The 12,511-nt window shown below is 58.9% G+C and carries 12 protein-coding genes; 5 read left to right on the top strand and 7 right to left on the bottom strand.

Annotated elements, in window-relative coordinates; all coding sequences use genetic code 11:
* The first annotated feature begins 141 nt into the window (after positions 1 to 141).
* Positions 142 to 630: a TIGR00645 family protein gene (locus C5F70_RS28750; RefSeq protein WP_017847323.1), complete on the top strand. Its 489-nt coding sequence runs from the start codon at positions 142 to 144 to the stop codon at positions 628 to 630.
* Between the two features lie 14 nt (positions 631 to 644).
* On the opposite strand, the gene C5F70_RS28755 is transcribed toward C5F70_RS28750, so the two are convergent.
* The 4 genes from C5F70_RS28755 to C5F70_RS28770 form a co-directional block, all read right to left on the bottom strand.
* A complete protein-coding gene (locus C5F70_RS28755; protein WP_104904405.1) occupies positions 645 to 2,084 on the bottom strand; it encodes a glycosyltransferase family 39 protein in 1,440 nt (479 codons plus the stop codon).
* 158 nt (positions 2,085 to 2,242) lie between these two features.
* Positions 2,243 to 4,405 carry a methyl-accepting chemotaxis protein gene (locus C5F70_RS28760; protein ID WP_104904406.1) on the bottom strand — a complete coding sequence of 721 codons (2,163 nt, stop codon included), beginning with the start codon at positions 4,403 to 4,405 and terminating at the stop codon, positions 2,243 to 2,245.
* Positions 4,406 to 4,536: 131 nt separating this feature from the next.
* Positions 4,537 to 5,808, bottom strand: a complete 1,272-nt coding sequence (locus tag C5F70_RS28765) for an HD-GYP domain-containing protein (RefSeq protein WP_305888790.1) — start codon at positions 5,806 to 5,808, stop codon at positions 4,537 to 4,539.
* Entirely contained in the window at positions 5,756 to 6,688 is a 933-nt protein-coding gene (locus tag C5F70_RS28770) for a chemotaxis protein CheV (protein ID WP_017847327.1), read from the bottom strand. Before C5F70_RS28770 ends, C5F70_RS28765 begins: the two co-directional genes overlap by 53 nt.
* A gap of 550 nt (positions 6,689 to 7,238) precedes the next feature.
* Here C5F70_RS28770 and C5F70_RS28775 point away from each other — a divergent pair.
* Both C5F70_RS28775 and C5F70_RS28780 read left to right on the top strand, forming a co-directional pair.
* A complete protein-coding gene (locus tag C5F70_RS28775; RefSeq protein ID WP_104904408.1) occupies positions 7,239 to 8,708 on the top strand; it encodes a hypothetical protein in 1,470 nt (489 codons plus the stop codon).
* Entirely contained in the window at positions 8,690 to 9,349 is a 660-nt protein-coding gene (locus tag C5F70_RS28780; RefSeq protein WP_256588309.1) for an ankyrin repeat domain-containing protein, read from the top strand. Before C5F70_RS28775 ends, C5F70_RS28780 begins: the two co-directional genes overlap by 19 nt.
* On the opposite strand, the gene C5F70_RS28785 is transcribed toward C5F70_RS28780, so the two are convergent.
* Complete coding sequence (locus tag C5F70_RS28785) at positions 9,315 to 10,190, bottom strand: WYL domain-containing protein (protein WP_104904410.1); 876 nt, start codon at positions 10,188 to 10,190, stop codon at positions 9,315 to 9,317. The genes C5F70_RS28780 and C5F70_RS28785 overlap by 35 nt on opposite strands.
* A 119-nt stretch (positions 10,191 to 10,309) precedes the next feature.
* Here C5F70_RS28785 and C5F70_RS28790 point away from each other — a divergent pair, with 119 nt between their 5' ends.
* The gene (locus tag C5F70_RS28790; RefSeq protein WP_104904411.1) at positions 10,310 to 10,567 is read left to right on the top strand and encodes a hypothetical protein; all 258 of its coding nucleotides are present in this window, start codon (positions 10,310 to 10,312) and stop codon (positions 10,565 to 10,567) included.
* Positions 10,568 to 10,599: 32 nt separating this feature from the next.
* Positions 10,600 to 10,794 (top strand): hypothetical protein, encoded by a 195-nt coding sequence (locus C5F70_RS28795; protein WP_017847332.1) that lies wholly within the window; start codon positions 10,600 to 10,602, stop codon positions 10,792 to 10,794.
* A gap of 57 nt (positions 10,795 to 10,851) precedes the next feature.
* On the opposite strand, the gene C5F70_RS28800 is transcribed toward C5F70_RS28795, so the two are convergent.
* Positions 10,852 to 11,415 (bottom strand): histidine phosphatase family protein, encoded by a 564-nt coding sequence (locus C5F70_RS28800; protein WP_104904412.1) that lies wholly within the window; start codon positions 11,413 to 11,415, stop codon positions 10,852 to 10,854.
* On the bottom strand, positions 11,412 to 12,449 hold the full coding sequence (locus tag C5F70_RS28805) for an SDR family oxidoreductase (RefSeq protein ID WP_046385166.1): 1,038 nt from the start codon (positions 12,447 to 12,449) through the stop codon (positions 11,412 to 11,414). Before C5F70_RS28805 ends, C5F70_RS28800 begins: the two co-directional genes overlap by 4 nt.
* Positions 12,450 to 12,511 lie beyond the last annotated feature (62 nt).

Below are 12,511 nucleotides of genomic sequence, written 5' to 3' on the forward strand. Positions count from 1 at the left end.
CTTTGAGCCGAGTTGATGGCCTCGACACTAGCAGAAAAACGCTCTTACAGATGCCACTCAGGTCAGTTTTCTCGCGGTCACAGGTGTTGGGTAGCGGCTGGTATACTCACCGTCATTTCTAACCACGCTGTGTGAGATTCAATGGAACGCTTTATCGAAAATACGATGTACGCCTCGCGCTGGTTGCTGGCGCCGATCTACCTGGGGTTGTCCCTGGGCTTGTTGATCCTGGCATTGAAATTCTTCCAGGAAATCATTCACGTCGTTCCCAATATCTTCAGCATGCTCGAATCGGAAGTGATTCTGCTGCTGTTGTCGTTGATCGACATGGCACTGGTCGGCGGCCTGCTGGTGATGGTGATGATCTCCGGCTACGAGAACTTCGTCTCGCAGCTGGACATCGATGAAAACAAGGAAAAGCTCAACTGGCTGGGCACCATGGACTCTTCCTCGCTGAAGATGAAAGTGGCCGCCTCCATCGTGGCGATTTCCTCCATCCACCTGCTGCGCATCTTCATGGATGCCAAGAACGTCGATCCGCAGCATTTGATGTGGTACGTGATCATCCACATGACCTTTGTGGTCTCGGCGTTCGCCATGGGTTACCTGGACAAGCTCACCAAGCACTGATCCCCGCGCCGGCCTTACTGCCCGATGAAGTAGTAAGGCTGGCGATTGATTGCCATCTCCTTGATCACCGTGACCTTGCCGGTCAGTTGCTCCGTGTTATCCAGCAGCGCGACGTTGCCGGGGGCGGCGTCCAGGTAACTGTGCAGTTCGGGCTCGGTTTGCAGAATCGGCAAGTAGGCCTGCAGATAGAACACGCTGGCGCCGTCGATGCGCTCGTTGGGCCGAAACAACGCGACCTTTTTGCCTTCGGCCTGTAGCGCCTGGATCTGGCTCATCACGGGCACGAAGGACTGTTTTTTGTCGGCTTTTGGCGCGAACCAGAAAGCAGCGCTCAGGTAGCAGGCGATGAGCACGGTGAACACGCCGCCAATCACGATTTTATGCCGCTTATACAGCGCCGGTTTGTGATCTTTCAGCCAGTGCAGCAGCACCTGCGCATATTCCGCAGCCAGTACGGCGGCGGCTGGCGTCAGCGCCATCAGGTATACGGTGCGCTTGCTGGAAGCCAGGGTCAGCAGGGTGAATTGCGCCACCAGCCAGACGCAGAAAAACAGACGGTAGCGGTTGCGCACCAGGCTTTTACGGAAGTGCCACAACCCCAGGTACACCAGGATATTCCACGGCAAAAAGGCTTCGGGCAGTTTGGCGATGTAGTAGTAGAAGGGTTCGTAGTGCCCGGCTTCGACAAACGAGCCGCTGAACCGCCCGACGCTGTTGGTCCACAGCACTTCGCCCACCGCCTGCAGCCCGCCGCGTTGGAACAGAAACCCCAGCCAGATCAGCAGTGGCACCAAGGCCAGCAGGGTAAACAGTGCCGGCCGCAGCCAGTCGCCGATGCGCAGGCGTTTGTCCATCCAACTGGTGCAGGCCAGGTACACAAAGATCACGATGCCCGGCATCGCCAGGCCCAGCACGCCTTTGCTCAGGGTGGCGATCACCATCCCGGCGGTGAACAGGGCCCACGCCCAGGCGGTTGAGCCCTGGCGCTCGGCCGCCGGCCGCATGGCCTGGTAGAACGCCAGCAGCGCGGTGGTCACACCCAGGCTGAGCAATGCATCTTCACCGACGCCGCGCACATTGCTCCAGTAACTGGCCATGGTCGCCAGGATCAGCGCCGCGCAGAACGCCAGTGTCTTTGGCCGCCCGAACGTGCGCAGCATCCCGTAAAGCAGCATCACGCTGAACAACCCGGCGAACGCCGAGGCCAGGCGCACGGCCCCGGGCGTGCCGCCAAACAGGCGGATCGCGCCGGCGTCGAGCCACAGGCTCAGGGGCGGTTTTTCCAGGAACGGCTCACGGAACAGCCGTGGCACCACCCAGTCGTTGTCCAGGTGCATGGCCATGGCGATCCCGCCGACGCGGGCTTCGGTGGAGCCTTGCAGTTCATGGTTACCAAGGGCGAAGAAGAACAACAGGCCAGCAAGCAGGAGCAGCAGAGGAACGGGACGCGTCATGGGGGCTGGTTACCGGGGCAGGGGGCCGTTCGAGGGAACGGCTCGCAATCGGTGAGTATAGGGGGGCGATTCTTAATATTTCATGAATGGGTACGAGGTTTGTGCAGGGGGACCGGGGCGGTGGTTTATTTCCGCCCCGGCTTCACTGCGGATGGGGGTTATGTCGCTTTGACTTTAAACCGGCTCAACCCTTGTTGCATGGAGCTGGCCCGTTCCGACAGGTCGCGGGCAGCCACCGCGCATTGTTGGGAGTTGGCCTGATTCTGCTGGGTGACTTCGTCGATCTGCTCCAGGCCGATACTGGCTTGCTGCAAGCCGGACGCCTGTTCACTCGAGGCTTGGTAGATCAGCGACACCAGGCTGGAAACGGTGCTGGTGCCGGTGACGATGTTTCGCAACGAGTCGGCCGTGCGACCGGCGATGACCATGCCGCGCTGTGTCTTGGTCGACGAGTCGGCGATCAGCGCCGCGGTTTGCTGGGCCGCTTCGGCACTGCGGGCGGCGAGGCTCCTGACTTCATCGGCGACGACGGCAAAACCACGGCCCAATTCACCGGCGCGTGCCGCCTCGATCGCCGCGTTCAAGGCCAGCAGGTTGGTCTGGGCGGCGATGTTGTCGATGGTGGTGATGATCGCGGTGATGTCTTTGCCCGAGTTGTCGATTTCGGTCATGGCGGCGATCAGTTCGCTCATCAGCTTGTCACTTTCCCCGGCGTCGGCGCGTGAGGCCTGGGATTGTTCGTCGGCCTTTTTCGCGTTGGCGGCGTTGTCGGTGGTCTGCGCGGCCATTTGCGTCATGACGGCACTGATTTCAGTGATGGATGACGCCGAGTTGGACGCACCGTCGGACAACGACTGGCTCAACTCGGTGACCTGTGCGGAGCTGCCGGTGATTTGCGTGGCGCTGGCCTGTACTTGGGAAATCAAGGTGTTCAAGTTGCCGACCATTTTTTCCAGGGACTTGCCCAACGTGTCGTTGGGGGAAGACAAACGCACTTCCAGGTCCAGATCGCCTTCGGAGATACGTTCAGCCACACGGACCTGACGCTGCAGGCTTTCGGACATCTCGTTCAAGGCCAAGGACAACTGGCCGACTTCATCGTCGGATTTTTGCACCAGGCGACGCGAGAAATCCCCCAGGCTGATGTTGGCAGCCAAGGCGGCGGCTTCACGAATCGGCCCGACGATTTTTGCGGTGGCGAACCACAGCGCCAGCAATGCCAGTACCGAGATACCCAGGCCGACCGAGACCTGCCAGATACTGCTGCTGACGCCACGGGATTGCAGTTCCTTCTCCAGGGCAATCGCCTGGCTCATGACCACCGCCTTGGGCAGGTGGATCAAGATGGCCCAGGGTTTTTCGGTGCGGCCCAGGATGATCGGCATCTGTACTTCGATTTCCTGGGAGTCCTGGTTGAGGCGACTGTCGCCCTGGCCTTTTTGCACATTGGCCAGCACCTTGTCCCAGGTGTCGGGTAGCAATGCCTTCAATGACTGGCCGATCAGTTCCGGCCGTTTACTGTCTGCGACCACCAAGCCCTGGTTGCTCAGGATCGACACCGAACCTTTGCCGCCGTAGAGGTCGGCGGACATTTGCTCGCTGAGTTTCTGGATAAACGAGATGTCGAAGTCTGCGCCGACCACGCCGTAAAACTTGCCATTGGCGGTGATCGGCACCGAGAGCGTGGTCAGCCACACATTTTTGCCTTGCACCACGTAGGGAAGGGGGTCGAGCACGCTTTCTTTCAGGGTATCCCGGGGGCCGCTGTACCAGCCGCCCTTGAGCACGCCATTGGGGTGGCGTGCATCGGAGTCGTATTCGACCAGCGGTTGCACGGCGATATGGCCGTCCGAGCCGCGTGTCCAATAGGGCGTGAAGCGGCCGGTCAACGGGTTGTTGCCGCCTTCGTTGTTACGAAACGCTTGGTCCTGGCCATCCACCGCATCCGGCTCCCAGCACGAATACGTGCCGTTGAAGTCGGGGTTGTCCTTGAGCACGCTGAGCAACATTGTATTGATTTGATCGCGGCCCAGTGCCAGCGGGCTTTGCGCACTTTTACTCGCGCCCAGCGTATTGGCCAGCGTGCGTGCCGAGTCCAAGGCATTTTGCAGTTTCGCCCTGATCGCATTGGCACGGGACTCCGCCAGGTTTTGTACTTCGCGGATGGTGCCGCTTTCGATCAATGTTGAAACTTCGGTGCCCACGTAGGCTTGATTGGCGGTTGAGGAGTACAACCCATATAACACCAGGCTTACGCAAGAGATTAACAGGCAGAGTCCGGCGGTGAAGCAAATCCGAGTCTGTAATGAGTTGAATTTCATGGTATTTCCTGCCCACGCTAGTAGTTGCCGACATAATTGGATGGCGGCATTTCAGTTTTTTTTGTTCGCAAGGATTACTGCTTGATCATGGGCTGCTTGAGCATATAAATGCAGTACAGCTGGGGCGTCGCTTAGTTCTGCTCGGACGCCTCATCGTCGAGCCAGAGACGTTCGGTGTTTTTAAAGCCATAACGCTGTGACGGCACGCGCGCAATGATGCGATCGGTTTGTTCGGGATCACTCAGGTCGATTATTTTGGGGGTGATATAAATATTCAACACCGGCACGAAGAACAACTTAATCTTTGGCGTCAATAAAGAGTCGGGGTGTTGTTCGATCACCACGCCGATACTGCCACTTTTCAACTGAACGATAGACCCCACCGGATAAATACCCACGGACTTCAAAAACGCGCGGAACACCTCATCGTCGAAATGCCCGTCCCATGTCGACATTTGCTGGATGGCGACCGCGGGGTCCCAGCCTTGGTTGTAGGAACGATCCGAGGTGATTGCATCGTAGACATCGCAAACGGCGGCCATTCGCGCAAAAAGACTGATCTGGTCGCCGACCAACTGATGGGGGTAGCCGCTGCCGTCCACCCGCTCATGATGATGCAGGCAGACATCCACGACCATGTCGCACATCTGCGAAGTCGCCAGCAGGGTTTTCTCACCTTCCAGCGGGTGCGTGCGTATCAGTTGTAATTCGTCACCGCTCAAGCGCCCGGGCTTGTTGAGGATCGCACCCGGTATGGCCATTTTGCCGATGTCATGCAGCAGGCCGGCCATCCCGACCCGGCGAATCAACACGGCAGGCAGGTTCAACTGGTTGCCCAGGGCAATCATCAGTGCACACACGGCGACCGAATGCATGTAGGTGTAATCGTCGAGGCTTTTCAGGCGTGCCAGGCTGATGAAGGCATTGGGATGGCGGGCGATCGACGCGGAAATGTCGTCGACCAGTACGCTGATATTCTCCAACTCCAGGGCGCGGCCCATGCGGACATGGCTGAACATCTCGACCACGGCGGTCTTGGCGCGGGCACAGATTTCCTGGGCGGCAACGAGCTCGTCGTTCATGCAGGTGGGAGTGATCGTCGCCGCTGCGGGCGCAGAGGGCGGCTCTGCTGACTGGGGTGTCTCGGGTAGTTGCGCGCCGCAGCCCATGGCGCATTGGATATCCGCCTGCGCGTCGCGTGCGCGGCCTTGCCAGAAGGGCCTGGCCTCGCCGCTGTCTGGCGCCAGATGATAGAGCTCATTACATTTCAACATGATTTGCCCTCTGTTGATTTTGTTCTTATTCGTTTCCTTGCAGCCTCCTTGGCTTGAGTGTTGTTGTCGTGGAGCGTCAGTTCGTGTTGACGGCTTTGATACGTGAGACGACGCGGCCGGCCAGGTCATCGGGGCGGAACTTGGCCAGGAAGTCGTCGGCCCCGACTTTCTTGACCATGGCCTGGTTGAAGCCCCCCGAGAGCGAGGTGTGCAGCACAATGTGCAGGTTGGCCATGCGCGGGTCGTTGCGGATCTCGGCGGTCAAGGTGTAGCCGTCCATCTCCGGCATCTCGATGTCGGAGATCATCATCAGAAACTCCTCATCCGGCTTGCGCCCTTCGTCGAGCATGGCGCGCAGGTAGTCCAGCGCTTGTCGGCCATCGTTCAAGGCCACTACCTCGACGCCCACGGTTTCCAGGCAGCGGGTCACCTGTTTGCGCGCGACCATCGAGTCGTCCACGGTCAACACCCGCAGGTGTCGCGCCTGCTGGGTGACTTCGTGATCGATTACGCCGCTGGATATTTCCTCGGACGATGGCGATATTTCTGTCAGCACCTTTTCAACATCGATGATCTCGACCAGGCGGTCGTCCGTGCGGGTGACGGCCGTCAGGTAATTGTTCTCACCACTGCCCTTGGGCGGCGGATGGATGTCTTCCCAGTTCAGATTGACGATGTGTTCGACCGCGTAGACGAGGAAACCCTGAACGCGATTGTTGTACTCCGTAAGTATTATAAAAGCGCTTTCCTGATCCTCGACTCCGGGCAGTCCCGTTGCCATGGCCAGGTCAAGAATAGGGATGCAGACACCTCGGATATTGGCCACGCCACAAATGTTGCTATTCGACTTTGGTATCGAAGATAACTTCGGGCAGCGGATAACTTCACGAACTTTGAATACGTTGATCCCGTACAGTTGGTGGTTGTTGAAACGGAACAGCAACAGTTCGAGCCTGTTCTGCCCGACCAGTTGTGTGCGGCTGTTAACGGAGGCCAGTACACCGGTCATACACACTCCTTAAACCTGGTTGAACAGCGCTGATATCGTAATGACATTAGCATATGTAGGGGGATGTAAAATATATGTGAAAATAAAAGAATGCCAGGCTTGGTCGTTAAAACGATATGAAGTCAGGTGTATGTCTTTTCGCACAGTTGTTTTAAATGCTTAGTTGGCTAACTTATTGTTTGTTATTGTTGAGAATGATTTAGATCGAAGATTTTAGATGATCTGCAACATTCGATAGTTCATATAGCCCTAGGCGTAGTCGAGGCATGACCGCCGCTGATGATCCTTGCGGATGCCGGGCATATCGATCTCGCACATGCGTTGCAAAGGCACGCCGATGCATAAGTCGATGGGCCGCGTGTAAACAGAAGCGGGGTGTCTGAACAGCTCATATATCTGTTTCGGCCGAACCCTGGCGATGGTCGAGAAGTGTCTAGCCTGGGCCTGAGAACCTGCTCCATTTGTTTACCTGTACGGACAAACATCGTGGACGGGGTCGCTGATTTTGCTTAGGGTGTGGCCATTCGATATTACTGGCAAGGTGGTCTGCATGCAGCGCGAACAGTTCCTGGCGCAACCTGAAATTGAGTCCTTCATCGCATGGCTTGCAGCGAACTTGCCGACGCTGACCTTCAAGCTGCGCTTCAAGTCGAGCAAATTCGTGCCTGGCGGTTTGACGGCTGATGTCCAGGGCATCGAGCAGGTGCTGGGGCACTATTGCTGGAAGGCAAGCTGGCAGGATGCTCACCAATGCTCGGTGGATTCACGCACCTGGGCTGAAACCCAACGCTCTCTCGGGCAACTTCACGAATGGCTGACGAGTGCGGTCAATCAGGGGAATGACCAGCAAGCGCTTCAGGCCTGCCTGCAGATTCTTCGTTGGGGCGGTGTGCGGGGCGCCATTCCGTTTTTGCACCGGCTGGCCGCAAACGGCAAGCTGTCGAGCTATCTGCAAAAGATGGCCGGGTTGATGTCGCTCGACGGCAAAAATGACCTGGATGATCTCGATGCGATCAGCGTCGAGCGTTTCGATGCGGGCCTGACCAAGATTCATGCGTTGTTTGATTCGTCGGGCTCCCCCATCTATGACAGCCGCGTCGGCGCAGCGATAGGCATGCTGTATTCACTGTTTCGCCAGCAATGGACGGGGAGCGGCAAACCCTTGCTGGCTTTCCCGTCCGGAGCCGCTCGTGGCAGCCAGATCCGCAACCCCGGAGCATTTTTGAACGGCCTGGCCGCGCCTCAGTTCTCTTCGATCAGCTATGAGACATGGGCCCGCTGGCAAGTGCGGTTGGGCTGGATTATCCGCGCCGTGCTTGAGCGCACCGGCTGGTTCGCCGAGCAAGGCGCGCTGCCTGCGCGGTGCCATGCGTTCGAGGCCAGCCTGTTTGTGCTTGGCTATGACCTGCGGTGCTTTGGGTGGACGCCTAAGTCAGCCGTGCCGGTGGTTGACCTGCCGGAACCCGAACGTGACAGCACGGGCTGGGTGCCGACGGGGAACCCTTTCAGTCAGGTCATCAACGACTATCTGCTGTTCCGTCGCCAGGGTGGAAAAAGCGATAAAGCCTCGTTCGTTGACTGGTTGTCGACTCATCCGCACCACGCGCGTCCGATCTCGCGGGCTACCGCTCAGGACTACTGTTTTGCGTTTTCGATGCAGGAGTTCGACCTCTTCGACCGCTCACTCGAAGCGCTGGAGCGGATTGTCGCCGGTGGCGAGGACGGCTTGCGTGCCGTCTTGGCGAGCGAGGCACTGGAGCCTTTCACCTTGGGCGATGAGCGCGTCAGCGTGTGTCTGGTAGACGTCATGATCACGGGGCGGGCGTATCAGCGAGAGTCGACCGGTGACGCGCGTGTCGAGTCGATCTTGAGCGCCGGGTACGCCGGCACGAAAAACAGCGCAAACACACTGATGGCCCTGGGACGCAACGTGGGCAAGCACTTCGGTCTGTTGGACGACAAGCATTTGCCTACGCCGCTCTTCGAGCGTTTCTTCGGCGCATGTTCGCTCGAGGCGTGACGCTCACGACGTTGTGTGCGGGGCGGCCGATCACTCTGTTTGAGCGCATCGATGATCGCGCCGAGCTTGGCCTCAGCGACTGGCACCTCTGCGTGCTGTTCGATGAGGCGCCGCCTCTCGATCCGCCCGGCTTGAATCAGCGTGACCTGGCGGGCGACACGCCGCTGGACATGGCTTACCGGCTGAACCGCAGCGGCCTGATCGACACGCTGGAGTCACTCGGCGCCCAGGGCAACCCGCAGATTCGCGGCTGGGCCGGCCTGGGCAGCTTCATGCCCCACGACAAATACATCCACCTGCCTGCGCGATACGGCAATGTCAAAACCCTGCAAGCCCGCTACCGCCTGGGTGCCAGCCTCAATGACCGCGATGGGCTGGGGAACACGCCACTGCATTGGCTGCTGCTCAATGGCCACTTGAAGGCCGCGCGGTACTTCATCGACCGCGCCATGACGTTCGGTCTTGATCTGGGCGCGAAGAATCACCAGGGCAATACGCTGCGCAATATTGCTCTGCTCAACGGCCAGCATGAACTGGCACAGCGCTTACTCGTGGCCGAGATCGACAATTGCCTGCGTGCGCTGCGCCTCTGGCAGGACATGCGCCTCAATCATGCATCAACCACGGTCTCAACTCTTTGAGATTGGTGACCACGATCTGCTGGGCCTCGGGGTTGGTCGCCTGGTTGCGCGGGTCGACCTGATAGCGGCGCAAGACGTACTTCACCAGTGCCTTGCGACTGGACACCACCAGTTGCCCGTCGGCCATGCCGAAGTCGGTTTCGATGATGGCCTGCTGCGCCGCGTTCAAGCGGCCATCGGGGGCGAAGATGATCGGCACTTCGGTATTCCAGTCTTCGTCCAGTTCTCGTGTGTTCTGCGACGCGTCGAGCAGGTCCGGCTCACCGCGCAGGCGGCTCAGCACAAAGTCGCGGTACTGCCGATTCTTCTCGCAGTAAGCGCGCACATGCCAGCGCATCCCGGTGTACACCAGGGTGTGGGGGGCAATCAGGCGGATTTCCACGTTCGGGGTATTGAGCGATACGTACTCGGTCTCCAGGCGCAGACCGTCGCGGCATGCCGCGAGCAAGGGGCGCAGGATCTCCGGCCGGATCGGCCGGTCCGGCACTTCGAGCACCTTGGTATGGGCATAAGCCAGGGCCAGGCCTTCGATGTGCGGCGCCCGTTCATTGTTCTGGTAAAGCAGGTGCAGGTAGGCACTGGCGCTGTCATCGATGAACAGCGGCTTGAAGTGTTTGCTCGGTACATAGCCCTTGCGTTGCTTGTCATATGTCAAGTTTCGGGGCGCATGTTCATTGATGTAGGTATTGATGTCCTTGGAGGCTTGCTGGCGGCTGATGCCGAAGCTCTGGATCAAGTGCCCCGTGGTCAGGCGGCCTTCCCACCAGGCGACGGTCTCGATCAAACGATAGCGAAGTGCCAGGTCCCAGCGCACTTGTTCGATGGATTGCTTGCGTTTCATACCTGCTCCATGTGCGTGAATACTTTACCTGTATAAGTCTACATTCTAGACCTGTCGTAAATCACTACATATCGTGTCGCTGTCTTCGGAATATCTCGAAGGGATGGAAGGATGTGAACATGAGTATGTCGGAAGTGGTTTCGACGGGGGCATTGGCGGTGATGGGGATCATCCTGCTGGTGCTGGTACAGCATTGTTTGAAGTTGAGCGAGCTTTGGAAAATGGTTGCCCATTATCAGAAGGATCTGCGTTTGGCGCAGATCTGGGAAGTGGAAAACCGCGAGCTGCGGTCGGCGTTGCGCGCCGAGCGAGAACACGTCGCGCAGCTGCAGCGCAAGCTGGAATTGCTGCAAGCGCTGCTCCCGGTCACAGAATAATCCGCAGTATCGCCATCCAGGAGAATCCATTCATGCCGATAAAACCCAGACCCTTCACCTTTGTGTGTGAAGACTGCAAGTGGAAGAAAACCATTGCGCCGCGCAGTGACGCGCTGATGCCCGGCGACTGGTTCGCGAGCTGTCCGAAGTGCGGTAGCACGGCCTTGAAAATGCGCGCGGCCGGGTGGCTGGAGGCGGCGGTGGCGGAGTTTGTGGCGCGGCGGTAGGCGTCGACAGCTACAGGCTGAACGCGTGGATCTTGGCGACGCTCAGCCGATCACCGTCTATACACCAGCGTATTGATACACCGTCGCGCTCCAATATTGGCTGCCATTGTGCTGTTGGCGGGTCCAACCGTCTGCGAGCAGGTGTTTGGCGATCATTCGATTCATCACGCCATGACCGAGCAGCAGAACCGGCCCTTCACCGGCGAGGGACTGCAGTCGTTGAGCGGCCGTGTTGGCGCGCAACCTTGCGGCGCCAGCGGATTCGATATTGCGTGAGTAACCGCACAGCCATAAGACCCGGAAGATAAATGCCCAGGTAAACGGCGATAGCCGGGGCAATCGCCAACGGCCATAAGGCAGTTGCGCTTCGCAGAAAAGCGCGTCGACGACAGCAGGCTTCAGCCCGAGCATCTCGACCGAGGTCAGCGCACGAGGCGCGCTGCTTGAAACAACCAGGGTGGCGGCTGCGGCGAGTTGCTGGCTGGCGTCCGGAGCCGGATGGCGGATGATTTCGGATCGGTTGTATTGCTCGATCCAGTCTTTCATCTCGAACATTGAGATTCTTTCGCGCGCGGCCATCTTGGGCTGGCCGTGACGCATCAGGATGATGGTTTTGCTCATCGTGTGTTTTCGTCCTTGTTTGGCTTAACCACGCCATGTTTCCGATACCACGCCACAGTGTCAGAAACGGTCTGCTCCAGCACTCGAAAACTCAGGCCAAGCTCCTGTTCGCTCTTGTGGTGGTTAAAACAGGTACGGTGCTCCTCTCGTATCAATAGGCGCAACGTCGCCATGCTCAGCAAAATAGGCTTGCCGGTAACGCGCGCGTAAACCTCCTGCACCGCCGCCAACAGGTACAGCGCGGGTACTGGCAGTTGCCGAACAGGGGTTTTGACGCCCGCGATACGCCCCAGCACAGGTACCAACTGGCGCATGGTCAAGTTGCGACCGGCCGCGAGGTAGCGCTCTCCTCGCCGCCCATGTTTGGCGGCGGCGATCTGGGCACATGCCACATCGCGGGCATCGACCACGGAGAAAGTGCCGGGGATCAGCCCGGGTAACTTGCCGTTGATCACGTCCTTGACCAATTGTCCGGAGGAGGTCGGGCCCATATCGCCCGGGCCCCACATCCAGCCGGGCAGCACCATGCAGGCATGCATTTGGGGATGGGTTTCAAGGAACGTCAAGACGACACGCTCGGCGAGGATCTTGCTGCGGTAGTAGTCATCCGCATCGGCTTCGGCCCGCAGGCATGTCTCGTCGATAGAGGTGCCGGGGGCTCCGTCGAGCACGGCAATCGACGAGGTATGCACGAAGCGGCGGACCCCCGCGCGGTAGGCCTGGTGAAGCAGGGCTTGCGTACCGGCGACATTGATCTTTTCGAGCGCTTCCCAGTGGCTGCCGCCCTTGTAGTTATCGCGAAAGAACGCCGCGGTATGAAACACCGTATCGCAGCCTTGCAACGATGTTGCGAACGCGTCGATGTCGGCCATATCGCCAACGACCAGTTCCACGCTCGGCAGGTCGTTGAACTGCTGCTCACCCTTGGCCCGTGAGCGGACCAGGGCTTTGACGGCGTAGCCGTGTGCGACCAGTTCCCGCACCAGGTTGTTGCCCAGCAAGCCGGTTGCGCCAGTGACGAATGCGTTGCGCATGGGGTCCATAGTCATACATTTCATTCCAGTCGTTTCGAAGGCCGGTAGATATACCGTTGAGG

The sequence above is a fragment of the Pseudomonas sp. LH1G9 genome, from assembly GCF_002949975.1.
GTDB lineage: Bacteria > Pseudomonadota > Gammaproteobacteria > Pseudomonadales > Pseudomonadaceae > Aquipseudomonas > Aquipseudomonas veronii.